This window comes from Tessaracoccus yangjingae, from assembly GCF_054483935.1.
On the sequence record NZ_CM137014.1, the window covers coordinates 2,587,908 to 2,612,546 of the forward strand.

The window sequence follows — 24,639 nt, forward strand, 5'->3', positions numbered from 1 at the left end:
GTATACGTGTGGACCGACCCCACATTTAGTACGACCAAATGTAGGAGACCGGCGACGGCTAGGCTGGTTTCCGGGCGAAGCGGCCCTGGAAGGGAGGCCCACCTGTGGGAGGACAAGGCTGTTACGTCTCCGCGCTGAGCATGTTCTCGATCGGTGTCGGCCCGTCCTCGTCGCACACCGTCGGCCCGATGCGGGCGGCGGCGGACTTCGCGGACCGGCTGGCCACCTCCAAGGCCGCGGTGGGGCGCATCAAGGTGGTGCTGTTCGGCTCGCTCGGCGCCACCGGGATCGGGCACGGCACCCCGGACGCCGTGGTGGCCGGGCTGCGCGGGATGCGGCCGGAGACGTGCGATCCGGCGCGGGTGCGGGGGGCGTGGTCCCACCTGGGCGACGCGGACACCCTCGACGTGCCCGGCGTCGGCACCGTGCCCTTCACCCGCGACGACGTGCGGCTCGCGCCGCTGACCCGCCGGCCGGGTCACCCCAACGCGTTGAGCCTCAGCGCCACGGGACCCGACGGCGCCCCGGTGGCCGAGGAGACCTACTACTCGATCGGTGGAGGGTTCATCAGCCGCGAGGGTGGGGCCACCCCCGCGGCGGGTCGCGGCCCCGGCGGGGGAGTGACGTTCGACACTGCCGCAGACCTGTTGCGGATCTGCAGCGAGTTCTCGCTGAGCGTGGCCGACGTCGCGCTGCGCTGCGAGCGCGCCCACCGCCCGGACAGGGAGACCCACGCCGGACTGGACGCCATCTGGGGCGCGATGTGCGCCTGCATCGCCGCCGGCCTCTCGGCCCGGGGGACATTGCCCGGCCCGCTCCACGTTCCCCGGCGGGCGGCCGGTGTGATGAGGCAGCTGGAGGCGGAGGAGCAGGGGCGCCGGCGCGGCGCCGAGTGGCTGCAGGTCTACGCCCTGGCCGTCAACGAGGCCAACGCGTCGGGCGAGCGGGTGGTGACCGCACCCACCAACGGCGCCGCGGGGATCATCCCCGCCGTCGCGCAGTACTACCTGGACTCCCACCCGGACGCCGGCCTTCCGGAGGTGCGCGAATTCCTTCTCACCGCGACGGCGATCGGCAGCCTGATCAAGGCCAACGCCTCCATCTCCGGGGCGGAGGGTGGGTGCCAGGCGGAGGTCGGTTCGGCGTGCGCCATGGCGGCCGCCGGGCTGTGCGCGGTGCTGGGCGGCACCCCGGCGCAGGTGGAGAACGCCGCCGAGATCGCCATGGAGCATCACCTGGGCCTCACCTGTGACCCCATCGGCGGCCTCGTCCAGGTGCCGTGCATCGAGCGCAACGCCATCGCGGCCAGCACGGCCGTGACGGCGGCGCGGCTCGCGTTGCACGGCGACGGCCGGCACATCGTCTCGCTCGACGCGGTCATCGCGACGATGCGCCAGACCGGGCTGGACATGCACAGCAAGTACAAGGAGACGAGCACCGGCGGCCTCGCGGTCAACGTGGTGGAGTGCTAGCCGGCTTCGGGACACACCTGGCGCGTCATCGGCCACCGGGCTAGCGTGTCGGTCAGGAGGTGGCGGCGGTGGACATCATTCTGATCCCCGGGCTCTGGCTCGACGGCTCGTCGTGGGACAAGGTTGTGCCGTTCCTGGAGCGGGCGGATCATCGCGTGGTGGCGCTCACACCGCCGGGCCACGACGGCCAGGACCCCTCGACGGTCACCTACGGTGACCTGGTGGGCGCCGTGGTCACCGAGATCGACCAGTCGGCGGGTCACGTCATGCTGGTCGGGCACTCGGCCGGCTGCGCGGCGGCCTGGGCCGCCGCCGATCGCCGCGCGGACAAGGTGGCGTGCGTCGTGCTCGTCGGGGGCTTCCCGATCCCCAGCGGCTCCCCGATCCTCGACGGCTTCGAGCCGGTCGACGGCGTCATCCCCTTCCCGGGGTGGGCCGCCTTCGAGGGCCCGGACTCGGCCGATCTCGACGACGCCGCGAAGGCGGAGCTGGAGAGCCACATGACCCCCGCCCCAGGGGAGTACGCCGTCGGGATCCAGGAGCTCGGCGACGACCGCCGCTACGGGCTGCCTGTGGTCAACGTCTGCACCGAGTACAGCGCGGACGAACTCCGGGGCTGGGTGGAGAAGGGGTTCCCCCCTGTCAGCGAGCTGCGCAAGCTCCGGCACGCCGGTTACGCGGACCTCGAGTCGGGGCACTGGCCCCAGATCTCGAGGGCGGAGGACCTGGCCGAGGTCATCCTCCGCGCCGCGACGGTGGTGTAACAGGGCGCCGGAGGGGCCCGACCCGGCGCAAGGCAGCCCCCGCGTCCGCCGACGGCGAAACCGGACGCCCTTCCCGGCACCCCCCGCGGCCGATACCTTGGGGCGAGAACCCCAGGCCCCAGAGGAGTCACCGATGACCTACCGCCCCGAAACGCTCGCCGTCCACGCCGGCCAGGAGGCCCCGGACTCCGCCACCAACTCGCGGGCCGTGCCCATCTACCAGACCACCAGCTACGTCTTCGACGACGCACAGCACGCCGCGGACCTCTTCGCGCTCGCGCGCCCGGGCAACATCTACACCCGCCTGATGAACCCGACCCAGTCGGTGTTCGAGGCGCGGGTCAACGCGCTGGAGGGCGGCATTGGAGCGCTGGCGACCGCCTCGGGCGCCTCGGCCATCACCTACGCGGTGCTCAACCTCACCTACACCGGCGACAACATCGTGGCCCTGTCCACCCTCTACGGCGGCACCTACGCGCTGTTCGCGCACACCCTCAAGCAGTTCGGCATCGAGGCCCGGTTCGTCGACCCGGCCAAGCCGGAGGAGCTGGCGCAGCACGTCGACGAGCGAACCAAGCTGGTGTTCGGTGAGACGGTGGGCAACCCGGCCCTGAACGTCGTGGACCTGGACGCCTGGTCGGCCGCCGCGCACGAGCTCGGCCTGCCGTTCATCGTCGACAACACCGTCCCCACGCCGCACCTCACCAAGGTGTTCGACCACGGCGTCGACATCGCGGTGCACTCGGCCACCAAGTACATGGGCGGGCACGGCACGTCGCTGGGTGGCGTGCTGGTGGACTCGGGTCGATTCGACTGGGCGGCGCACGCGGACAGGTTCCCCGGCCTCACACAGCCCGATGCCGCGTACCACGGGGTGGTGTGGACCGACGCCGCCGGCCCCGCGGCCTATGTGATCCGCGCGAGGACCGTGCTGCTGCGCAACACCGGCGCCGCGATCGCCCCCATGAACTCCTTCCTGCTGCTGCAGGGCCTCGAGACGCTCCACCTGCGGATGGAGCGCCACAGCGAGAACGCCATGAAGGTGGCCGAATACCTCACCGATCACCCGAAGGTGTCCTGGGTCAACTACCCCGGCCTGGAGTCGAGCCCCACCCACGAGATCGCCACGCGCATCCTCAAGGGCGGCTTCGGCGGCCTGGTCTCGTTCGGGGTGGAAGGCGGTCGCGAGGCGGGAACGCGCCTGGTCGAGGCGCTGGAGTTGTTCAGCCACCTGGCCAACATCGGTGACGCCAAGTCCTTGGCCATCCACAACGCGTCCACCACTCACTCCCAGCTGTCCGACGAGGAACTCCGGTCTGCCGGAGTCCCCGTCGAGATGGTGCGCCTCTCGGTGGGCATCGAGCACATCGACGACATCCTGGCCGATCTGGCCCAGGCGCTGGACCGGATCTAGCGAGGTCTACGGCTGGGTCGGCGTCGTCTCCTGATGGCGCCGGTCCGCCTCGATGTCCTCCTCGGGGACCGCGTGGTCCGACGAGTGCAGGTGCTCGCCCTCGTCGGGCCCCTCGGTACCGGTGGGCCGCAGCTCGGCGTCGTCGACGGCCGCCTCATCGGCGGGCCTGGGATTCTGATCGCTCATGGGTCCTCCTTGACGTACAGAACGTGCTTGTCAGGGTAGCCTTTCCTGCGTGGACTCGCCGCGGAAACGGGTGTCGAATGGTGCCATGAGCGCCGCTGTTGCCCAGAAGGCTGTCGAGTCGGCCGAGCTGTCCGGTCGGCTGAACTGGTTGCGCGCCGGCGTGCTCGGCGCCAACGACGGGATCGTGTCCATCTCGGCGACGGTGGTGGGTGTCGCGGCCGCTACCAACACGGTCACCCCGGTCCTCCTCGCCGGTGTCGCGGCCGTCGTGGCGGGCGCCATCTCGATGGCCCTGGGGGAGTACGTCTCGGTGTCCAGCGCGGCAGACTCGCAACGCTCCCTCATCACATCCCTCAGGGCACTGCTGACCACGGACCGGCGGGCCGCCGACGACGAACTCGTCGCCGCCTACCAGCGCCAGGGGCTGACCCGGGCCACGGCCGAGCAGGTCGTCGCGGAGATCGGGGAGGGGCACGCCGTCAAGGCGCACCTGTCCCAGCGCTTCCACCTGGCCGAGGACGAGATCGTCAACCCCTGGCACGCGGCGATCGCGTCGGCGGTGGCGTTCCTCGCCGGCGCCATCCTTCCGTTCCTCACCATCCTGCTCACCCCCATCCCGATGCGGATCCCGGTGACGGTGGTCGCCGTCCTGGTCGCGTTGGCGATCACAGGTGGCGTCGGGGCCCGGCTGGGAGGCGCCCCCGTCGGCCGCGCGGTGCTGCGGGTGGTCACGGGTGGGTTGCTCGCTCTCGGCACCACCTACGCCATCGGCCTCATGCTGGGCGTCTCCGGCATCTGACGCGCAGCCCGTCCGGGCGGCGCCGGAAGAGCCTAGGGTGGCGTCATGAACTCCGAGAAGGTGGTCTTCGGCTTCTTCGTCCTCCTCGCCGCCACCCTCAACTTCGGGTACGTCACCGGCGACATCGGCAACCCGCTGCACCACAACGCCATCGAGCTGTACGCCGCCGTCGTGGTGAACCTCATCGCCACCGTGCTCAAGCTGGGGGACCGCACCCAGATGGGCGCGGTTCACCTGGCGTCCAGTCTGGTGGCCTCCATCCAGCTGCTGCTCGCGGCCGGCACCTGGATCTGGCAGACCCAGGGCCTCGGCGTCGACCCGCACGAGCTGTCAGAACAGGCGATGAGCGTGGTGGTGTCGCTTGCCCTGGGCGCGCTGCTCGCCAACGTCGTCTCCGTGGTGCTCATGGTGATCGAGACCGCCAACTTCCGGCGACGGGCCTGACCGTGCCCGTCGGCGCGTCCCCCGGGTCGCGGCTGCCCGGCACCGAGGTGCGCCGCGTCGTCGTCGCCCCGCCGCCGGCGTCTGCGTCGACCGACGCCCTGTTCATCCTCATGCGGCGCATGCGCGGCCCGCTGGTGGTGCTCATCAGCATCTTCGCCGTCGACGTCTTCGGGCTCACCCTGATGCCGGGCACCGACGCGGCGGGCGAGCCTCATCGCCTGACCATCTTCGACGCCTTCTACGTCATGAGCTACACGGCCACCACCATCGGCTTCGGGGAGCTGCCCCTCCCGTTCTCCACCGCTCAGCGGATGTGGGTCACCTTCGCCATCTACAGCTCGGTGGTGGGCTGGGCCTACGCCCTCGGCTCCCTGTTCAGCCTGTTCCAGGACCGGGCCTTCACAGAAGCCGTACGCGCCCAGCGGATCGGCCGGCAGGTCCGCCGCCTCCGCGAGCCCTTCCTCATCATCGCCGGCTACGGGCAGATGGGCAGGCGGATCGCCGACGCCCTGGACGCCCAGGGCCGACGTCTGGTGGTGGTCGATTCCGACACCCACGCCCTCGACCAGCTGGAGGGCGGGAGGCTGTCGATCGACGTTCCCGGTATCGACGGCGACGCCAGGGATCCCGGCATCCTGGCCCTCGCCGGGCTCAACCACCCCCACTGCGAGGGTGTGGTGGCCACCACGCACGACGACTCGGTCAACCTCGCGGTGGCGATGGCGGTGCAGCTGCTCCACCCCCAGGTGCCGGTGTACGCGCGCGCCAACGACCGGACAGTGGTGGCCGCGATGCGCGACTTCCAGGTCGACGGCATCATCAACCCCTTCGACCGCTACGGCGAGTACCTCGCCCTCCGCCTGGAACGTCCCGCCACCTATCAGCTGGTCTCCTGGCTGCTCGCCCCCTACGACGCGCCCCTGGGTGAGCGCGAGGCCCCGCTGCCGCCTGGGCGGTGGCTCGTGGCGGCCGACGACCACTTCGGCCCCGAGATCGCCGAGGACCTGGCCAGGACCGGCGCCGAGGTCGAGACCGTCGACCCGACCCAGGAACTGCCCCCGCTGGCGGGCGTCGTCGGGCTCGTGGCCGGCTCGACCGACGAGAACCGCAACCTCGCCCTCGCCGCCCACGCCCGCCTCGCCGACCCCCGGATCTTCATCTCCGTGCGTGCCGGCTCCGAGGCGCTGACCCCGCTGCTGACGGCATTCGACCCGGACAGCGTGTTCATCCCCTCCCGCCTGACGGCGGAGGAGGCGATCGCCAGGGTGATCACTCCCGACTTCTGGACGTTCTTCCAGTTCGCCTTCAACCAGGACGAGGCATGGTCGGCGGCGCTCCTGGACCGCCTCGTCGGACGCCAGGGCACCGGCTCGCCGACCAGCCGCCGGATCAGCATCGACCCGACGGCGGCACCGGGCGTCGCGACCTGGCTGATCCACCACCGGCTCACACTGGGCGACCTGCTGCGCGATCCGCACGACCGCGACCACGACCTGGGTGTGGTGCCGCTGATCCTCACCCGAGGGGAGCGCGACGAGTTCGTGCCCGGCGATGACATCGAGGTGCTCCTGGGCGACGAGATCGTGGTGGCCGGACACGACGAGGCGATGGTGACGCTGGAACACACGCTGTTCCACGCGGGAGCGGTGGAGTATCTCGCCACAGGCACCGTCGTCCCGGAGACCTGGATCTTCCGCAGGCTCAGCCCGCGGATCCAGGACGCGTGAGGGCCGCGCCCGCCGCCGTCGACCGGCCTGGTCCGGCTCCTGCAACAATGGGGGGCGTGAACGGCCCCCTCGAATCCAGCGTCGGCGTCGTGGAGACGCTGTCGGCTCGTGTCTTCGACGCCGAACACCCCCTCGTTCTGCGCAGCGGCGCCACCCTGCAGCGCGTCGACGTGGCCTACGAGACCTATGGCACCCTGAACGCGGAGCGCAGCAACGCGGTGTTCATCTGCCACGCCCTCACCGGGGACGCGCACGCCGCCGGGCTGCACGCCGGTGAGACCCGGCCCGGCTGGTGGGACACGATGATCGGCCCCGGCAAACCCATCGACACCACCGTCTGGTACGTCGTGTGCGCCAACCTCCTCGGCGGGTGCCAGGGCACCACCGGGCCCTCGTCGGTCAACCCGGCCACGGGGGAGCCGTACGGCCTGGACTTCCCCCTTCTGGATATGGCCGACTTCGTCGAGGTGCACCGCGGGCTCGCGCGGCACCTCGGGATCGACCGCTGGGCGGCCGTCGTCGGTGGGTCCCTGGGCGGGATGCAGGTGCTGCAATGGGCGATCAGCCACCCGACCGAGGTGGGCCGGGCGCTGATCTTCGCGGCGTCGTCGCGGCTCACTGCCCAGAACATCGCCTTCTCGGCCGTCGGCCGCCAGGCGATCATGCGCGACTCCCACTTCATGGACGGCAGGTTCCTCACCGCCGGCACCTCGCCTCGGCGCGGTCTCTCCGTGGCGCGCATGATGGCGCACATCACCTACCTGTCCGAGGCCGCGTTCGAGGAGAAGTTCGGCCGCACCGCCCAGCGGGGTGAACTGGCCAAGAACTTCGGCGTCGACTTCGCCGTCGAGAGCTACCTCGAGCATCAGGGCGAACGGTTCCTGTCACGCTTCGACGCCCTCAGCTACCTGTACCTGACCCGGGTCATGGACTACTTCGACCCCTTCGCCGACGACCACGCCCTGGCCGCGCTCATCGACGACCCCGTCCGGTTCCTCATCGTGAGCTTCGACACCGACTGGCGCTTCTCGACGGCGCACTCCCGGCGCATCGTCCGGCACCTCGAGGGGGCCCGGCTGCCCACCTCCTTCCGCGAGATCCGCTCCCCCTGGGGACACGACTCGTTCCTCCTCGACGTCGCGGACTACCACGCCAGCGTCCGCGCCTACCTGGAGCGCGCTGCGGAGGAGATGGCATGAGCGACACACTGCGACGGGACCTGTGGCTGATCACCAAGCTCATCCCGGAGGGGTCCCGCGTCCTGGACCTCGGCTGCGGCGACGGGGAACTCCTGCGCCTGCTCATGCTCAAGGGCTGCTCCGGCACCGGGGTGGACATGGACCCTGGGAACCTGGTGGCGGCGATGCGCAGCGGAGTCGACGTCATCGAGCTGGACCTCGACACCCAGCTGGGGGAGTTCGCCGACGACAGCTACGACTTCGTGGTCCTCTCCCGCACGCTGCAGACGGTGCGCCGCCCCCGCCAGGTGCTGGCGGAGATCGGCCGGATCGCCGTGCACTCGGTGGTGTCCATGCCGAACTTCGCCCACTGGCGCAACCGGGTAAGGCTGCTGTCGGGCAGGATGCCGATGTCGAAGGACCTGCCGTTCAAGTGGTACGACACCCCGAACCTGCACCACTCGTCCATCCCGGACCTCGAGCCGCTGTTCGGCGGGTTGGGCATGGAGATCGACTCACGCGTCGCCCTGGACGCAACGGGGCGGGCCCACCCGCTGGGCAACGTGGCGGCCAATCTTCTGGCCAGTTCCTCCCTGTACGTGCTGCACGCTAGGAGATGAGGGCGCGCAGCCTGGTGGCCGCCCCGCCGAGGGCCAGCGCCTCCGTCAGCTCGTCCAGCCGGGCGGAATCGAGCGGGGCGCGCTGCAGGCCGGGCAGCGGAAGCGTGTCCACGCACGTCACCACCTCGCGGGCGCGCCCCAGGTAGTCGACGTCGGCCAGCAGCTTCCCCCGCACCGACGGTGACATCCCCGACGACGGGTCCACGGCGGCCTCGATCATCGCCTCGAGCGTGGGGTAGGCCATCACCAGGGTCGCGGCGCTCTTCTCGCCGATGCCCTTGACCCCCGGCAGGCCGTCCGAAGGGTCGCCGCGGAGCACCGCGAAGTCGACATAGCGCTCCGGGCTGAGCCCGTACCTGGCCGCGAGCCACTCGCGGGTGACCAGCTCATGCTTGGCCACGCCACGGGCCACGTAGACGATGCTGGTGTCGTCGTCGACGAGCTGGAACAGGTCGCGGTCACCGGTGACGACCAGCGACGTGCCGTCGTGCTGCCGCGCGAGGGAGGCCAGCACATCGTCGGCCTCGTGTTGGGCAACCCCGACGACGGGAATGCCAAGCGCGTCCAGGCACTCCCGGATGAGGGGCACCTGCACCGTGAGGTCGTCGTCGACGAGTTCGGCCTCGGCCCCGGCCACCTCGACGACCCGGTGGGCCTTGTAGCTGGGGAGGAGATCCACGCGCCAGTCCGGCCTCCAGTCGTCGTCCCATGCGCACACGAGCGCGTCCGGGGTGTACTGGGCGGTGAGCCGGGAGATGAAGTCCAGAGTGCCGCGCACCGCGTTGACCGGCCGGCCGTCGAGGGCCCTGAACGTGGCGGGCACGCCGAAGAACGCCCGGAAGTACAGGTATGAGGTGTCGAAGGCCATCAGCGTGCTCATCGGCTCATCCTCGCACAGCCCCGCAGCCGGGCGGCGGGTACTCTTGGGCCTCGTGATCTCCCGCCCCCCGCTGCCGGTGCCGGCCTCGCTGGCCCTGGCTGTCGCGGCCGGTCTGCTCATCGGCGCAGGCCAGGCCCCGATGGGCCTCTGGCCCGCGACGCTGGTGGGGGTGGCGCTCTTCAGCTGGCTGATGGCGGGGCAGCGGCCCAGGGCGGTGTTCGGCCTGGGCTACGTGGCCGGTCTGGCCATGAACACGCTCACGGTGTCCTGGATCTCCGTCCTCGGCGTCGGTGTGGGGGTCGCGCTTGTGGCCTTCCTGTCGCTGTGGTGGGGTGTGCTGGGAGTGGCGGTGTCGCGGCTGATGCGGCTCCGGGCCTGGCCGCTCCTGGTCCCCGCCGCCTGGGTGGCCATGGAGTACCTCTCCGGCAGGATCCCCTTCGGCGGGTTCTCCTGGGCCCGGCTCGGCTACACCACGGTCGATCAACCGATGTCCGGTCTGTTCGCGTGGGTGGGCGTGGCCGGGGTGAGCTACCTCGTGGCCGCGGTGGGCCAGCTGCTCCTGCTCGCAGCCGTGTCGAGGTCCCACCGGATCGCCGCGGCAGCGGGGGCGATCGCCGTCTTCGCCATCGGCGCGCTCGCGCACCTCAGCCCGCACGAGCAGCCCACGGACAGCGTCACGATCGCGATGGTGCAACCGGGCGTCAACCGGGCCGAGAAGGGCACCGGAACCTATGCCAGGTCCGTCACCAACAACGCGCTGAGCGAGACCGTCTTCGCTCTGGCCTCGGCACGCAGCGACGGAGAGCAGCTCGATTTCGTGCTGTGGCCCGAGAACGCCACCGACGTGGACCCGATGGCCGACGCCACCACCCGCGGCCTCGTCGAACTCTCCGCCCGACTGGCCGGCGTTCCGGTGTTCGTGGGCGCGGTCACCGACGGGCCGGTGCCCGACTCCCGCCAGACGTCGAGCATCTGGTGGGACCCGGAGGACGGGCCGGGGGACATCTACCACAAGCGGGACCTGGTCCCGTTCGGCGAGTGGATCCCGTTCCGGGACGTGCTCCTGCCCCGGCTCCCGATCCTCGAGCAGATCGGCCGGCAGTCCATCCCCGGTGAAGGGCCCGGCGTGGTCGACGCCCCCACGCAGACGTTCCAGGACCTCGCGGTGGGCACCATCATCTGCTTCGAACTGGCCTACGACGACACGAGCTACGACGTGGTCCGCGGGGGCGCCCAGGTGGTGGTGTCGCAGTCCAACACCAACACCTACGCCGGCACGTTCGAGCCCCACCAGCAGCTGGTCATCAACCGGGTCCGCGCCATGGAGCTGGGCCGCGAGGTGGCCGCCTCCACCCTCAACTCGTTGTCCGCGGTGATCGACACCCGCGGCCGCGTCGAGGCCGTCACGACGGAGTACGACGCTGGGAGCCTGATCACCACCCTCCCGCTCAGGTCCAACGTCAACCTGTCCGTGACCCTCAACCCCTGGCTCGCCTGGGCGGCGTTCGCCGCCACCCTCGTGGGCCTGGCCGCCGCTTCCGGCCGCCGCAGCGCGGCGCCCGGTAGCATGGCGACGACAGAGACCCACCAGAGAGAAGTGCCATGACCAGCCAGGACGCGCCCCGCCGGGTGCTCGTGATCATCCCGACGTACAACGAGTCCCAGAACGTCGAGAGCATCGTCACCAGGCTGCGCCGGGCGGTCCCGGAGGCGCACATTCTCATCGCCGACGACAACTCACCCGACGGCACCGGGGCCATCGCCGACAGGCTCGCCTCGGCAGATGATCACATCCAAGTCATGCACCGGAAGGGCAAGGAGGGGCTGGGGGCCGCCTACCTGGCCGGCTTCCACTGGGGTCTGGACCAGGGCTACGACGTGCTGGTCTCCCACGACGCGGACGGCTCGCACCAGCCCGAGGAACTGCCCAAGCTCCTGCGGGCCATCGACGACGGCGCGGACATGGTGAAGGGCTCACGCTGGGTGAAGGGCGGCTCCGTGGTCAACTGGCCCAAGTCACGGGAGTTCATCTCGAAGGGTGGGTCGCTGTGGACGCGGCTGTGGCTCGGGATCCCGGTCAAGGACGCCACGGGAGGATTCAACGCCTACCGGGCCTCCACCCTGCGGGGCATCAGCCTCGACGAGGTGGCCTCGGCCGGCTACTGCTTCCAGATCGACCTGGTCTGGCGCGCGCTGAAGAACGGCTTCACCGTCGTCGAGGTGCCGATCGAGTTCGTCGAACGGGAGTTCGGTGACTCCAAGATGAGCCGCAACATCGTCGTCGAGGCGCTCATCCGCACCACCCTGTGGGGTGTCGACCACCGGCTCCACCAGCTCGCAGGCCTCGCCAAGTCCGCCCTCGGCGGACGCAAGGCCGGGTGACGCGCCCGATGGCCGCTCGTGCGGGGGCCGTTCAACTGGGCCTGGTCATCCTCACCGTCTTCGTCCTCGTCTTCGCCGAGATCGCCGCCATCCTCTGGGTGGCGGGGGAGATCGGCTGGTGGACCCTCGCCATCCTCCTGGCCACCACCCTGCTCGGCCTCTTCCTGCTCCAGCGCGAATGGCGCAAGGCGTGGGGGGCGCTGGCCGAGGCCCTCAGCTCCGGTCAGCTGCCGTCGGGGCGCCTGGCCGATGCCTCGCTCGTGCTGGTGGGTGGAGTGTTGCTCGTCATGCCCGGCCTCCTCACCGACGTGCTGGGCCTGCTGCTGCTCCTGCCGTTCACCAGGCCGTTCATCCGGTCCGGCAGCGCGTGGTGGGCGTCCAAGGCGCTGCAGCGCTCAGGCGTGACCCCCACCGTCGTCAAGGGTGACGTGGTGCCAGACACCGAGACGCTGATCCCTCGGATCGACCCTGCAGGGTCCGGACATGCCACGATCCGCGGAGAGGTCGTCGAGGACGACCGGTCCGCGGACCGTGAGGGTGGTACTGGTCAGTAGATCCTGTCAGACTCGCGCAGCTTGGTCAGCTGCTCGTTCAGGATGTCCTCGAGCTCGGGGATGGAGCGTCGTTCACGCAGCATGTCCCAGTGGGTACGTGCCGGCTTGGATTCCTTCTCCTCGCCCACGACACCGTCGGAACGAACCGCCGTGGATCCACACTTCTTGCACTCCCACTCCGTGGGGAGATCCGCCTCGAGGGCGAACGTCACCGAGAAGTGGTGGCCCTTCGGGCAGTCGAACCCGAGCTGCCGTCGTTCGGCGAACTCGATTCCCTGCTCGTCCTCAAACGTCTTGGAGCCCAGCCCCATACCGCGCAATGCACGATCAGCCATGTTGCCTCCTTCGTCTGCCAGCCCAACGAATCGGGGCGCCGATTCGTTCCCCAGCCGCTATCGAGTAGACCACATACCCCGGGCGCGGAGAACCTCTTTGAGCAAATCGGGCCGATCCGTGACGATCCCGTCCACGCCCCAGTCGATGAGCCGATGCATGGTGGTGGGCTCGTCGATGGTCCACACGTGGATCTTCCTGCCGGCACGATGAATGCGGGCAATGTTCTTCGGCGTGACGATGTCCATCATCACCGGACCGACGGGGTGGCTGAGCGGCACCTGGAAAACTTGCCCGCCCGCCACCACCGCGCCAGCCGACATCGCGGCCACCCCGGCCGTCGAGACCGCGGTGGGAACCTCGGGGACAAGTGCCCGGAACCGCCTGATGCTCGCGCGGGAGAAGGAGCCGACGCACACCCGCCGTTGGGCGCGATGCTTGCGGATGCTCAGCGCCAGGGGCTCCACCGCCGAGAAGTGCTTGATGTCGATGTTGAAGCTGCACGTGGGGAACGTCTCCAACAGTTCGTCGAGCGTCGGGATGGGCTCGCGCCCGCCCACCCGCAGCTTCTGCACCTCGCGCAGGGGCACCTCTCGCAGCGAGGCGGTCACGTCGGTCACCCGGGAGACGTCGTCGTCGTGGAAGGCCACGAGCCGTCCGTCGCTGGTGGCGTGCACATCGGTCTCCAGGTACCGGAACCCCAGGGCCACGGCGTTGGAGAAGGCGCGCACAGTGTTCTCGATGCCCAGGTTGGCGGTCATGAGCGCGCCTCCGCGGTGGGCCATCGGGATGAACTCAGGGGACAGGTAGTCCTCGTGCGCTCCGGCCATAGGTCCGCAGCATAACGGTCTGACTGCCTGTTTCGCCAATAGTTACTACTCTCCACCGGCGACCGTCGAGATCGGCGAACCGGCTCCCGGATGCAAGGATGTCCCCATGACCACGGTCGTCTCCATCCAGTCCGCCGTCGCGTACGGCCATGCGGGCAACTCGTCCGCCGTCTTCCCGCTCCAGCGCTCCGGCATCGACGTGTGGCCGGTCTACACCGTCAACTTCTCCAACCACACCGGATACGGCGCCTGGCGCGGCCCGCTCATCCCCTCGGCGGACGTCTGGGAGGTTGTCCAGGGCATCGACGACCGCGGCGTGCTCGGCGCCGTCGACGCGCTGCTGTGCGGGTATCAGGGCACGCCGGAGGTGGGGCGGGTGATCCTCGACACCGCGCGGCTCATCAAGGAGCGCAACCCCGGCGCGGTGTTCTGCGCCGATCCCGTCATGGGCGACGTCGACCGCGGCTTCTACGCCCGCCCCGGCATCCCCGAGTTCTGGCGCGACCATGTCGTCGAGCACGCCGACATCATGACCCCCAACCTGTTCGAGCTCGAGTTCCTCACCGGGCACCCCACCCGGACCACCGGCGACGTGCTCGCGGCGGTCGAGGAGCTCCGCGGCCGCGGTCCGGAGGTGGTGGTGGTCACATCGGTGGTGGGATCGGACGCCGCCGATGACGTGATGCGGATGATCGGCGTCGGCCCCGAGGGTGCGTGGCAGGTGGAGACGCCCGTCCTCGATCGGAAGTTCACCGGATCCGGGGACCTGACCACCGCCATGTTCCTGGCCAACTGGCTGCGCGGCCGCGACGTCGGCGCGGCGTTGGGCGTGACGGCATCCGTGGTCTATTCGGTGCTGGAGGCCACCACACGCTCCGGCCATCCCGAGCTGCGCCTGGTCGATGCGCAGTCCGACATCGTCGACCCGCGCTTCGTCTTCCAGGCCGAACCGCTGCGCTGAGCCGCCTCAGGCGTCCGTGTCGGGCGTGCCCCAGAACACGTTGATGCTGGCGCCGAGCTTGTTCAACCGCTGGGGCAGGTCCTCGTACCCGCGGTTGATCACGTAGACGTCCATCAGATTGGTGGTGCCACGGGCCGCGAGCGCGGCCAGCAGCAGGCACACGGCCGGCCTGAGCGCCGGCGGCGACTCGATCTCGCGGGCCCGCCACCTGGTGGGCCCCAGGATGAGCAGGCGGTGAGCGTCCATCAACTGGATGTTGGCGCCGAGATCCGAGAGCTTCTTCAGGTGGATCGCCCGGTTGTCGTAGACCCAGTCGTAGATCACGCTCTGGCCCGTGGCGGTGGCGCAGATGACTGCGAAGAACGGCAGGTTGTCGATGTTGAGGCCGGGGAACGGCATGGGATGGATCTTGTCCAGCGGCGCCACCAGCTCCGACGGCTTGACGGTGACGTCCACGAGGCGGGTCTTGCCGTTGCGGCTGTGGTACTCCTCGGACATCTCAAGCACCTGGCCCATCTCGTCGAGGATGGCGAACTCCACCTCGAGGAACTCGATCGGACAGCGCCGCACGGTGATCTCGGACCTGGTGACGATCCCCGCTGTGAGGAGGCTCATCGCCTCGATGGGGTCCTCCGAGATGCAGTACTCCACGTCTGCCTCGATGTGCTCCTGGCCGGTGACCGTCAGCGTGGTGGTGCCCACCCCGTCGATCTTCACCCCCAGTTGCTGCAGGTAGAAGCACAGGTCCTGCACCATGTAGTTGCCTGAGGCGTTGCGCAGCGTCGTGACCCCGGGGGTGCGGGCCGCGGCCATGATCGCGTTCTCCGTGACGGTGTCGCCGCGTTCGATCAGGGTGATGGAGCGGTGCCCCGCCGGGATCTTCTCCACGACCGCGTGGTAGTTGCCCTCGGTGGCCTCCACCGTGAGGCCCATCTTGTGCAGGGCCGACATGTGCGGGTGGACCGTGCGCGCGCCCAGGTCGCAGCCGCCGGCATAGGGGAGGAGGAACTGGTCGAAATCGTGCATCAGCGGGCCGAGCAGCATGAGGATGCTGCGGGTCCGCTTGGCGGCGCGGGCGTCGATGGTGTGGGGAGTCAGCTCCGCGGGGCGGACGATCTCGAGGTCGTTGTCCCCGATCCAGGTGAGGTTCACCCCGATGGAGGTCAGCACCTCGCTGATGCGGTCCACCTCCTCGATCCGGGCGATCCCGCGGAGGACCGTGCGTCCCTGGTTGAGCAGGCTCGCACACAGGATGGCCATGGCGGCGTTCTTGCTGGTGCGCACGTCGATGTCCCCGGAGAGCCGGGAGGGCCCCTGGATCTCGAAGTTGACGCTGCCCTGCGTGGCGGTCTGGATCAGCGGCATCTCCAACGCCTCGGCCAGCCGGTTGATCATACTGAGCGACAGGTTCTGCTGCCCGTTCTCGATGCGGTGGACGGCACTCTGGACCGTGCCCAGCTCGTCTGCCAGCCGCTGCTGCGACCAGCCGCGGGCCAGCCTGGCCTCGCGGATCATCCGTCCGATTGACTCGCTCGTTGCGCTCATCCGGCCAGGGTATCTCATGTGTGAGATAACGTCCCTGGATTCGTAGGCAGGGCATCGGCGCCCCGTCGACCGGGCACTAGAGTGGCTCACATGAGCTCTGAATATGACGTCGTCGTCCTCGGTGCCGGCCCCGGCGGCTACGTGTCCGCCATCCGTGCCGCCCAGCTGGGACTCAAGGTGGCCGTGATCGAGAAGCAGTACTGGGGCGGGGTGTGCCTGAACATCGGCTGCATCCCCACCAAGTCCCTCCTGCGCAACGCCGAGCTGGCCCACATCTTCACCCACGAGGCCGACACGTTCGGCATCGAGGGCGAGGTGAGTTTCAACTACGGCAAGGCGTTCAAGCGCAGCCGTCAGGTGTCCGAGCGGATGACCAAGGGCATCCACTACCTGATGAAGAAGAACAAGATCACCGAGATCGACGGCTGGGGCACGTTCCTCGATGCCCACACCATCGAGGTGGCGGGCAACGACGGCCAGAAGTCGACGGTCACGTTCACCAACGCGATCATCGCGGCGGGCGCCACCACCCGGCTTCTGCCCGGAACGCAGCTTTCCGAGAACGTGGTCACGTACGAGGAGCAGATCCTCGCCGACAACGTCCCCGATTCGATCATCATCGGCGGCTCCGGCGCCATCGGCACCGAGTTCGCGTTCGTGCTCAGCCAGTTCGGGACCAAGGTCACCATCGTGGAGTACCTGGACCGGATGGTGCCCACCGAGGACGCCGAGATCTCGGCCGAGCTCGCCAAGGCCTACAAGAAGCTCGGCGTCACGGTCCTGACCTCCACGAAGGTCGAGGGCATCGAGGACACCGGCTCGGGGGTCAAGGTCACGGTCAGCCCTGCCGCGGGTGGTGAGCAGCGGGTCCTCGAGGCGGACCGGTTCCTGTCCGCCATCGGCTTCGCGCCCCGCGTCGACGGCTTCGGACTCGAGAACACCGGCGTAGCGCTGACCGACCGCAAGGCGATCGGCATCGACGAGTACATGCGCACGTCGGTGCCGCACATCTACGCCATCGGGGACTGCACCGGCAAGATGATGCTCGCCCACACCGCCGAGGCCCAGGGGGTCGTGGCGGCCGAGACGATCGCCGGCGTGGAGACCCACCCGATCAACTACGACATGATCCCGCGCGCCACCTACTGCCAGCCGCAGATCGCGTCGTTCGGCTACACGGAGCAGCAGGCCCGCGACAAGGGCTACGACGTGAAGGTGGCGAAGTTCCCGTTCGCCGCCAACGGCAAGGCCTGGGGCCTCGGCGAGGGGACCGGGTTCGTGAAGGTCGTGGCGGACGCGCGCTACAACGAGCTGCTGGGCGCCCACATGATCGGCCCCGACGTCACCGAGTTGCTGCCCGAACTGACGCTGGCGCAGGCCTACGACCTCACGGCCGACGACGTCGCCCGCAACATCCACGCACATCCCACGTTGTCGGAGGCGCTCAAGGAGGCCGTCGAGGGGATCGCCGGCCACATGATCAACTACTGACCGGTCGGCGACGCGGTGCCCATCCGGGCACCGCGTTGCCTAAGGTGGTGGCATGGAGCAGCGCAACATCGGAACGTCGGACCTCCGGGTGAGCGTCGTGGGGATGGGGTGCAACAACTTCTCCCGCCCGCGGACGGCGACGCAGTCCCTGGAACAGAGCATCCAGGTGATCCACGCGGCCATCGACCAGGGGATCACGTTCTTCGACGGTGCCGACATCTACGGCGGCGTCCCCGGCCGGAGCGAGGAGTTCCTGGGCGAGGCGCTGAAGGGGCGGCGAGACGAGGTGGTGCTCGCCACGAAGTTCGGTCATCAGGACTTCGAGATGCCCGGTTCCGAGGCATGGGGCCCGAAGGGGGCCAGGCGGTACGTCCGGTCCGCCGTCGAGGCGTCGCTCGTGCGGCTCAAGACCGATCGGATCGATCTGCTCCAGATGCACACCCCCGATCCCGAGACCCCGATCGAGGAGACGCTGGGCATCCTCACCGAACTGGTCGGGGAGGGGAAGGTGCGCTACATCGGGCACTCGAACTTCACCGGGGACCTTGCGCGGGAGGCGGCCGACGTCGCCCTCGCCGAGGAGTACGAGTCGTTCATCTCGGCCCAGAACGAGTACTCGCTGCTTGCCCGGGACATCGAGTACGACCTTCTCCCCGTCGCCGTCGAGCTCGGGCTCGGCGTCCTCCCGTACTTCCCCCTGGCCAACGGGCTGCTGACCGGCAAGTACACCGCCGACGGTGGTGGCGAGGGCCGGATGCGCTCCATCAAGGCCGCGCAACTGGCGGGCGTGGACTGGGATCTGCTCGAGCGCTACCGGCTGATCTGCGAGCATGCCGGTCACACGATGCTCGAGGTGACCTTCCAGTGGCTGCTCGGCCAGCCCAACATCTCCTCGGTGATCGCGGGCGCGACGCAGGTGACCCAGGTCACCCAGAACGCCGCCGCCGGGTCCACGAAGGTGCCCGACGACGTGCTCGACGCCGTCGACGAGTTGTTCGCCTGACCCGCCGCTCAGCGCCCGGCCACGGTGACCGTGTGCGCCTCGTGGTCGATCTCGAACGTCACGTCGCCCCGGCGCACCTTCTCCGTGCCCGGGCGGGGTGCCGGTCCCGACGGACGGGCGACCAGGCGCACCAGTGCCCGCATGCCGGCGTCGTCAGGGATCGTCGCCACGTAGAACGCCCTCCCCTCACCGTGGGCCCGCATCGTCACCGCGGGCATCGCGTCGGTGCGCCCACCCTGGAACCGCGCGACTACCTCCGCCGCGTCCGTGACGAGCTCCTCCGCGAAGTGGGTGCCCTCGAATGATCCGAGACCACCACCGTCGACGCAGGCGCGCTGCTGTCCCGGGGGGGTGAGTGCCAGCGCGCCGAACTCGACGACCCGCACTCCGAGCAGGTCGCCGAGCTGGGTGGTGAACCCGCCGTCGCGGAACCGGTCGTGCTCGTCCACGACGTCGCTGAAGGGACCCGTCAGCACGGTTCCGCCCCTGGCCACGACGGACCTCAGCCCGCCGGCCGCCCGCTCGGTCAACAGGTAGAGCAGCGGGGCGAAGACGGCGTCGTACCCGCTCAGATCAGCCTCGGCGTCCACGACGTCGACGAGGACGCCCTCCTCCAGCAGGGCCGCGTGCCAGCGCTGCACCTGGGCGAGGTAGTCCAGCACGACCGGATGGTCGGGCTGCTCGACGGCCCACCGGTTCTCCCAGTCGTAGACCACCGCGACCCGGGCGGTGACCCGTCCCAGCGGCGGGAGCGCACTCAGGTCGGCGCCCAGCCGGACCACCGATCGCCAGGTGTCGGTTCCCGTCCCGGCGTGCGGGAGCATCGCGGAGTGGAACTTCTCCGACCCCGCGCGGGACTGCCGCCATTGGAAGAACATCACCGCGTCCGCGCCGCGGGCGACGGCCTGCATGCTGAGGGCCGCCATCTGACCTGGCGCCTTCGGTGCGTTGCTCGGCCGCCAGTTGACGGCGTTGGTGGCCTGTTCCATCAGGAGCCACGGGGTGTCGGGCTTGAGGGAGCGGATCAGGTCCCTGGTGAACGCCGCCGCCTGCCAGGCGCGCGGATCGTTGGGGTCCGGGTAGCTGTCGTCGGCGATCACGTCGAGGTGCGGCGCCCAGCGGTGGTAGTCGAGCGGCTCGAAGGCGCCCATGAAGTTGGTCGTCACGCTCTGTTCGGCGCCCGCCTCGCGGATGATCCGCTTCTCCATGAGGAACAGGTCGAGCAGCGCGTCGGAGGTGAACCGCTTGAAGTCCAGCACCCCGGCGGGGTTGAGGCTGTAGGGCGCCTTGCGCGGCGGGACGATCTCGTCGAAGCCGCCGTAGCGCTGGGACCAGAACTGGGTGCCCCAGGCCTCGTTGAGCGCGCCGATGTGCCCATAGCGCTCCGCGAGCCAGACCCGGAAGGCCCGCGCCGCGTTGTCGGAGTAGTCCGCCGGCAGATGGCAGCCGAACTCGTTGTTCACGTGCCACATCCGCACCGCCGGATGCGACGCGTAGCGGCCGGCGATCGCGGTCACCAGCTCGCCCGCCAGGCGGCGGTAGTCCGGGGAGGTGGGGGAGTAGGCCTGGCGGCTGCCGTGCCAGAACCGGCTGCCGTCGCGGTCCTCCGGGAACATCCCCGGGTAACGCATCCCCGCCCACGGCGGCGGCGAGGCGGTCGCGGTGGCCAGGCACGCGCCGATCCCGTTGTCGTGCAGGAGGTCCAGGACCGTGTCAAGCCAGTCGAAGTCGAAGACGCCCTCCGCCGGCTGGATCCTCGCCCAGGCGAAGATCCCGACGCTGACCAGGTTCACGCCGGCCTCCCGCATCAGGCGGGCATCCTCCGCCCACACCTCCTCGGGCCACTGTTCCGGGTTGTAGTCGCCGCCGTAATACATCGCCATCGTCCTTGATCGTGTCTCCGGCCCTGACAAGCCGCTCGGGCCCAGGATAGGGGAGTTGGCACCCGACGACCCGGAGCCCTCCCCGCGGCGCTAGTGTGCGGAGCACATCGACATCCGAAGGAGCATGTGTGATGCAGATTCTCGCCCCGTGCGCAGGCCGGGTCATCGACATGGTCGACGTCCCAGACCCGGTGTTCAGCGCCCAGACCGTCGGTCCGGGCGTCGGGATCGAGCCCGACGGTGGGCGGCAGGTCGTCGTCGCGCCCGCGGACGGCCACCTGCTGAAGGTGAGCCCCCACGCCTTCATCCTCCTCGTCGACGGCGAGACCGGGATCCTGGTGCACATCGGCATCAACACGGTCAAGCTGGCGGGCGAGGGCTTCGAGGTGCTCGCGGCCCAGGGCGGCGACGTGACGGCCGGGACGCCGATCGTCGCCTGGGACCCGGACACGGTGACGGCCCCGGGGATGAAGCGGACCGTCGTGGTGGTCGTCATGGACGGCGCGCCAGACTCCGTCAGCACCGACGCCGTGGGACGCGCCGTCGCCGCGGGCGAGGCGCTCTTCACCTGCTGAGGGCTTGGGTCAGCCGGTGAACGCAACGACGTTGTTGAACACCCACATCCACTCGAGACGATACGAGCCGTCCCGGAACACGGGGACGCGCGCCCAGATGAACGATCTGCACCCGTTGGGTCCCGTCCAGTCGTCGGCGCAGGACGTCCTCCACTGACGGCCGCCTGACGTGAACGACCCGCTGACGGCCAGGGGATTGCCTCCCCAGGCCGCCCGCGGAGCGGGCAGGTAGGACAGGTTGTTGAACACCCACGCGTCGCGAGTGGTCCAGCCCCGGCCGGACTGCACGGCCTCGGTGGCCCAGATGTAGGCGAAGCAGCGCTCGAGCTCGGCGGTGTACTCCTCGCACCGCGTGAACCACCGTCGTCCACCCGAGGTGGCGTAGCCAGGGTTGTAGTAGACGCCCTCCGGCCTCGGCGCCGTGGATGTCTCCGGAACCGCCGGGGGAGCAGGAGCCGGCTGATCGGCCGCGTTGGTGAGGTGGGCCGCATAGCCGATCGGCAGCCATTCGGTCAGCGCCCACGGGAACTTGTCCTTGGTCAGGTTGTTGATCCTGGACGCCAGCTCGGGGTCGGACTTCCAGGGATTGACCCCATTGCCCATCCCGTAGGGGCTCTCGAAGTTGAGCGCCATCACGAAGGTGTTCTTGTCGGAGACGATGCCGCCGTACTTCTGGACGGCGCGCATGACCGCGGCCATCGTGGGGTCGATGCCGTTGGCCTTGACGTAGGCCTCGACGTCGAAGGCCTTGGGAAAGGTGAACACCTGGCCCGCGGCCGGGGCGTCGGGATACGCCGCGGGGTCCAGCCCGCCGTCGGTCTGCTTGGCGGGGAACGAGATGACGCCGCGCTGGTAGTCCGGGAACGTCAACGAGACCATGTGGCCGATCTCACCACGGCGAACCTCCTCCGCGCCGATCTGCGTGAGTTCGTTGCTGATGCCGATGACCGAGTTGGAGCCTGTGAGATAGCCCAACCAGTAGTTGTCGGCCCCTGCCGAGCGGGTCTCGGGGTCCCCGTACCAGTAGCCGGAGGCGGCGAAATGCCACTCACTCAGGTCCGGCCCCGCCTTGACGGCGTTGTAGTAGCCGCGCATGATGCCGGTCGCCACGTCGAAGGTGGCGAACGCCCGGTCCCCGCCGTCCGAGGCGCGGGCCCATGAGGGGATCGGCAGCCGCCCGGTGGTCACCGCCTTGAGACGGGGGAAGTTCACCACGCGCGCATCGGTCGAGGCGAACACGGCGAACTCCTGGTACGGATTGGAGGAGTCCACGGTGTAGATCGGGATGTTGTCGTGAGCGTGGACACCGTCGCCCACGTTGGCGCCCATCCTCAGCCACGGATCGAACGTGTCGGGCAGGTACATCCGGGGAAGGGCGTCGGAGACGAACGTCGCGATCGCCGCCGAGTTCGCGGCCCGAGGCGCGTCCCCGATCAACCTGGTGGCGAAGGTCCCCCGCGCGACGTAGTGATCAGGATGCAGCGGGGACCACCCCTGAATCGAGGCGAGGTCCGCCGCGGTCTTCGAGGGGTCGACCCCCGCCACCACGGGACGGCCCGAATCGTCAGGAGTGGAGAAGCAGTGCGGCCCCGCCGCGATCACTCCCGCGGTGGGGGCGTAGGGGAAACCGTTGTAGACGCAGCCCCGGGCTTCGTCGAGGCCGCTGGGGATGCCCACCGTCTCGGCACCCGCCGGGGCGGGGAGAGAGCCCAGGGCCAGCAGCAGGGCCGCCAGAACCAGTGCTGGGGCGGTCGCGGATTTCCTGTTCACGAGCCCTCAAGGTAGACCTGAGGCGAGGGACCCCGAGCCGTCTACCCCGACCCTCATCGGAGGTCTGGCCGATGGTGAATGCAGCCCGCACCCGAAGGTGAGTGGCCGCCGCCTCGTGCCGGGCCCGCCGACGGCGGCGATGGGCGCGGGTCGATAGGCTCGCCGGAGTGAGCCGCCCCCATCCCGTCGTCCTGGTGCTGATCGCCATCGCATCGGTCCAGTTCGGGGCGGCACTGGCCAAGGGCGTGTTCGACGCCGCCCATCCGGCCACGCTGGCCTTCCTCCGCGGCTCCGTCGCCAGCCTGATCTTCCTGCTCATCGCCCGCCCCCGCCTCGGGGGCCGGTCACGTGGAGACTGGCTGGTCGCGGCCGGCTACGGGCTGTGCCTCTCCGGGATGAACCTGCTCATCTACCTCAGCTTCGCCCGGATCCCCATCGGCCTCGCCGTCACCCTCGAGTTCGTCGGCCCCCTGGCCTTGGCGGTGCTGGGCTCGCGCAGGGCGGTGGACCTGATCTGGGTGGCGTTGGCCGCCGTCGGCGTCGTGCTACTGGGGGCCGGCCCCACGGTCCCGGACCTGATCGGCATGGCCCTGGCGCTGGGGGCGGGCGCCCTGTGGGCCTGCTACATCGTGCTGGCGGGGCCGCTCGGCCGGCGATGGGAGGGGACCAGCGGCCTGACGGTGGGCTCACTGATCGGAGCGGTCACGCTCGCCGGACCCGGCCTCGCCCTGGCCGACGGTGCGCTGGCAGACCCGAGGGTGCTCGGTGTCATCTCTCTGGTGGCCCTCCTGAGCACGGTCATCCCGTACGGCCTCGAGCTGCGGGCCCGGCGCAGCATCGCCGCCGGAACGTTCGGCATCCTGATGAGCCTCGAGCCGGCCGCGGCCGCCCTGTTCGCCTGGGTGGTGCTGGGAGAATTGCTCCATCCGGTCGAGTGGCTGGCGATGACGGCCGTCATCGCCGCGTCGATCGGGGCCATCCGCACCGCCCGAAGGGAGACCCATGGCCAGGACGCACGGAGCCACCCCGGCGCTGAAGGCGCTTGACGCGGCGGGGGTGACGTACCGCGTCCACGAGTACGAGCACGATCCGCGATCCACCAACTTCGGGATGGAGGCCGCCGCCGCCCTCGGCGTCCCGGCGGCGCGGGTCTTCAAGACCCTGCTGGCCTCCGACGGCCGCGCCCTGGTGGTGGGCATCGTGCCAGTGGACCGGACACTCGACCTCAAGGCCCTCGCCACCCACGTCGGGGTGAAGCGCCTGGTCATGGCCGAGCCCGCCGCGGCGGAGCGCAGCACGGGGATGGTCGTGGGCGGGATCAGCCCCGTCGGCCAGAAGCGAGCCCTGCCCACGGTGCTCGACGAGTCCGCGATGGGTCACGACACGGTGCTGGTCTCGGGCGGCCGCCGGGGCCTGGACGTCGAGCTCGCCGCGCACGACCTGGTCAGGCTCACCCGGGCCACCGTCGGCCCCATCGCCGCCGGGTAGTCTCGCGGCATGACCGAGAACCTCACGTTGACGAAGAACGCCGCCGCCAACCGCTACGAGCTCTTTCAGGGCCATGAGCTCATCGGCCTGATCGACTACCGCACCGACGGCGGCGTCGTGGACATGTACCACACAGAGGTCGACCCGGCCCACGGCGGCAACGGGCACGGCAACCGCATCGTCGAGTTCGCGCTCTCCGACGCCCGCGAGGCGGGTCTCAAGGTCCGCCCCACCTGTCCCTTCATCGCGAAGTACATCCACCGGCATGAGGACTTCTGGGATCTTCGCGCCTGAGCGTGCCCTGAGATGACGGCCACGGCGCGGAGGGGCAGAATGGGCG

25 protein-coding genes are annotated in these 24,639 nt (G+C 69.8%); 18 read left to right on the top strand and 7 right to left on the bottom strand.

What is annotated here, in order from left to right; genetic code table 11:
* Positions 1–104 precede the first annotated feature (104 nt).
* The 3 genes from ACX1D3_RS11585 (at position 105) to ACX1D3_RS11595 (ending at position 3,650) form a co-directional block, all read left to right on the top strand.
* Positions 105–1,472 (top strand): L-serine ammonia-lyase, encoded by a 1,368-nt coding sequence (locus tag ACX1D3_RS11585; protein ID WP_458993993.1) that lies wholly within the window; start codon positions 105–107, stop codon positions 1,470–1,472.
* Between the two features lie 68 nt (positions 1,473–1,540).
* Positions 1,541–2,236: an alpha/beta hydrolase gene (locus ACX1D3_RS11590; protein WP_458993994.1), complete on the top strand. Its 696-nt coding sequence runs from the start codon at positions 1,541–1,543 to the stop codon at positions 2,234–2,236.
* A gap of 133 nt (positions 2,237–2,369) precedes the next feature.
* Positions 2,370–3,650 (top strand): O-acetylhomoserine aminocarboxypropyltransferase/cysteine synthase family protein, encoded by a 1,281-nt coding sequence (locus ACX1D3_RS11595; protein WP_458993995.1) that lies wholly within the window; start codon positions 2,370–2,372, stop codon positions 3,648–3,650.
* Between the two features lie 6 nt (positions 3,651–3,656).
* Here the strand turns inward: ACX1D3_RS11595 and ACX1D3_RS11600 are convergent, their stop codons facing one another.
* Complete coding sequence (locus tag ACX1D3_RS11600) at positions 3,657–3,836, bottom strand: hypothetical protein (RefSeq protein ID WP_458993996.1); 180 nt, start codon at positions 3,834–3,836, stop codon at positions 3,657–3,659.
* A gap of 85 nt (positions 3,837–3,921) precedes the next feature.
* On the opposite strand from ACX1D3_RS11600, the gene ACX1D3_RS11605 reads away from it, so the two are divergent.
* The 5 genes from ACX1D3_RS11605 to metW are packed head-to-tail and all read left to right on the top strand — an operon-like array spanning position 3,922 to position 8,604.
* Positions 3,922–4,635: a VIT1/CCC1 transporter family protein gene (locus ACX1D3_RS11605; RefSeq protein WP_458993997.1), complete on the top strand. Its 714-nt coding sequence runs from the start codon at positions 3,922–3,924 to the stop codon at positions 4,633–4,635.
* Between the two features lie 45 nt (positions 4,636–4,680).
* On the top strand, positions 4,681–5,079 hold the full coding sequence (locus ACX1D3_RS11610) for a DUF6394 family protein (protein WP_458993998.1): 399 nt from the start codon (positions 4,681–4,683) through the stop codon (positions 5,077–5,079).
* Positions 5,080–5,081: 2 nt separating this feature from the next.
* Positions 5,082–6,806 (top strand): potassium channel family protein, encoded by a 1,725-nt coding sequence (locus ACX1D3_RS11615; protein WP_458993999.1) that lies wholly within the window; start codon positions 5,082–5,084, stop codon positions 6,804–6,806.
* A gap of 47 nt (positions 6,807–6,853) precedes the next feature.
* Positions 6,854–8,005, top strand: a complete 1,152-nt coding sequence (gene metX, locus ACX1D3_RS11620; protein ID WP_458994000.1) for a homoserine O-acetyltransferase MetX — start codon at positions 6,854–6,856, stop codon at positions 8,003–8,005.
* A complete protein-coding gene (metW, locus tag ACX1D3_RS11625) occupies positions 8,002–8,604 on the top strand; it encodes a methionine biosynthesis protein MetW (RefSeq protein ID WP_458994001.1) in 603 nt (200 codons plus the stop codon). Before metX ends, metW begins: the two co-directional genes overlap by 4 nt.
* On the opposite strand, the gene ACX1D3_RS11630 is transcribed toward metW, so the two are convergent.
* Positions 8,594–9,484, bottom strand: a complete 891-nt coding sequence (locus tag ACX1D3_RS11630) for a 5'-3' exonuclease (protein WP_458994002.1) — start codon at positions 9,482–9,484, stop codon at positions 8,594–8,596. The two genes, metW and ACX1D3_RS11630, sit on opposite strands and share 11 nt — an antisense overlap.
* A gap of 52 nt (positions 9,485–9,536) precedes the next feature.
* Here ACX1D3_RS11630 and lnt point away from each other — a divergent pair, with 52 nt between their 5' ends.
* Genes lnt through ACX1D3_RS11645 form a run of 3 tightly spaced genes read left to right on the top strand, consistent with a single transcriptional unit; the run spans position 9,537 to position 12,420 of the window.
* Positions 9,537–11,090, top strand: coding sequence for an apolipoprotein N-acyltransferase (gene lnt / locus ACX1D3_RS11635; protein ID WP_458994003.1), 1,554 nt, complete (start codon positions 9,537–9,539; stop codon positions 11,088–11,090).
* On the top strand, positions 11,087–11,866 hold the full coding sequence (locus ACX1D3_RS11640; protein ID WP_458994004.1) for a polyprenol monophosphomannose synthase: 780 nt from the start codon (positions 11,087–11,089) through the stop codon (positions 11,864–11,866). The genes lnt and ACX1D3_RS11640 overlap by 4 nt, the downstream gene beginning before the upstream one ends.
* 8 nt (positions 11,867–11,874) lie before the next feature.
* Positions 11,875–12,420, top strand: a complete 546-nt coding sequence (locus ACX1D3_RS11645) for an FxsA family protein (protein ID WP_458994005.1) — start codon at positions 11,875–11,877, stop codon at positions 12,418–12,420.
* Here the strand turns inward: ACX1D3_RS11645 and ACX1D3_RS11650 are convergent.
* Positions 12,414–12,755 (bottom strand): RNA polymerase-binding protein RbpA, encoded by a 342-nt coding sequence (locus ACX1D3_RS11650; RefSeq protein ID WP_458994006.1) that lies wholly within the window; start codon positions 12,753–12,755, stop codon positions 12,414–12,416. The genes ACX1D3_RS11645 and ACX1D3_RS11650 overlap by 7 nt on opposite strands.
* A 57-nt stretch (positions 12,756–12,812) precedes the next feature.
* Positions 12,813–13,583 carry a glycerophosphodiester phosphodiesterase family protein gene (locus ACX1D3_RS11655; protein ID WP_458994007.1) on the bottom strand — a complete coding sequence of 257 codons (771 nt, stop codon included), beginning with the start codon at positions 13,581–13,583 and terminating at the stop codon, positions 12,813–12,815.
* Between the two features lie 106 nt (positions 13,584–13,689).
* On the opposite strand from ACX1D3_RS11655, the gene pdxY reads away from it, so the two are divergent.
* Positions 13,690–14,544, top strand: a complete 855-nt coding sequence (pdxY, locus tag ACX1D3_RS11660; RefSeq protein WP_458994008.1) for a pyridoxal kinase PdxY — start codon at positions 13,690–13,692, stop codon at positions 14,542–14,544.
* Between the two features lie 6 nt (positions 14,545–14,550).
* Here pdxY and relB read toward each other — a convergent pair whose 3' ends face one another.
* Positions 14,551–16,089, bottom strand: coding sequence for a type II toxin-antitoxin system RelB family anti-toxin (relB, locus tag ACX1D3_RS11665; RefSeq protein ID WP_458994009.1), 1,539 nt, complete (start codon positions 16,087–16,089; stop codon positions 14,551–14,553).
* A 90-nt stretch (positions 16,090–16,179) separates the two neighbouring features.
* On the opposite strand from relB, the gene lpdA reads away from it, so the two are divergent.
* Both lpdA and ACX1D3_RS11675 read left to right on the top strand, forming a co-directional pair.
* Positions 16,180–17,580: a dihydrolipoyl dehydrogenase gene (gene lpdA / locus ACX1D3_RS11670; RefSeq protein WP_458994010.1), complete on the top strand. Its 1,401-nt coding sequence runs from the start codon at positions 16,180–16,182 to the stop codon at positions 17,578–17,580.
* Between the two features lie 52 nt (positions 17,581–17,632).
* Entirely contained in the window at positions 17,633–18,583 is a 951-nt protein-coding gene (locus ACX1D3_RS11675; protein WP_458994011.1) for an aldo/keto reductase, read from the top strand.
* Between the two features lie 8 nt (positions 18,584–18,591).
* Here ACX1D3_RS11675 and ACX1D3_RS11680 read toward each other — a convergent pair whose 3' ends face one another.
* Positions 18,592–20,466: a beta-galactosidase gene (locus tag ACX1D3_RS11680; RefSeq protein WP_458994012.1), complete on the bottom strand. Its 1,875-nt coding sequence runs from the start codon at positions 20,464–20,466 to the stop codon at positions 18,592–18,594.
* 131 nt (positions 20,467–20,597) lie between these two features.
* On the opposite strand from ACX1D3_RS11680, the gene ACX1D3_RS11685 reads away from it, so the two are divergent.
* Complete coding sequence (locus ACX1D3_RS11685) at positions 20,598–21,041, top strand: PTS sugar transporter subunit IIA (RefSeq protein WP_458994013.1); 444 nt, start codon at positions 20,598–20,600, stop codon at positions 21,039–21,041.
* 9 nt (positions 21,042–21,050) lie between these two features.
* Here ACX1D3_RS11685 and ACX1D3_RS11690 read toward each other — a convergent pair whose 3' ends face one another.
* The gene (locus tag ACX1D3_RS11690) at positions 21,051–22,811 is read right to left on the bottom strand and encodes a hypothetical protein (RefSeq protein ID WP_458994014.1); all 1,761 of its coding nucleotides are present in this window, start codon (positions 22,809–22,811) and stop codon (positions 21,051–21,053) included.
* Between the two features lie 167 nt (positions 22,812–22,978).
* Between ACX1D3_RS11690 and ACX1D3_RS11695 the strand changes: the two genes are divergently transcribed.
* The 3 genes from ACX1D3_RS11695 to ACX1D3_RS11705 are packed head-to-tail and all read left to right on the top strand — an operon-like array spanning position 22,979 to position 24,593.
* Positions 22,979–23,857, top strand: a complete 879-nt coding sequence (locus ACX1D3_RS11695; RefSeq protein WP_458994015.1) for an EamA family transporter — start codon at positions 22,979–22,981, stop codon at positions 23,855–23,857.
* Positions 23,814–24,299: a Cys-tRNA(Pro) deacylase gene (gene ybaK, locus ACX1D3_RS11700; protein ID WP_458994016.1), complete on the top strand. Its 486-nt coding sequence runs from the start codon at positions 23,814–23,816 to the stop codon at positions 24,297–24,299. Before ACX1D3_RS11695 ends, ybaK begins: the two co-directional genes overlap by 44 nt.
* Positions 24,300–24,308: 9 nt before the next feature.
* Entirely contained in the window at positions 24,309–24,593 is a 285-nt protein-coding gene (locus ACX1D3_RS11705) for a GNAT family N-acetyltransferase (protein ID WP_458994017.1), read from the top strand.
* Positions 24,594–24,639 lie beyond the last annotated feature (46 nt).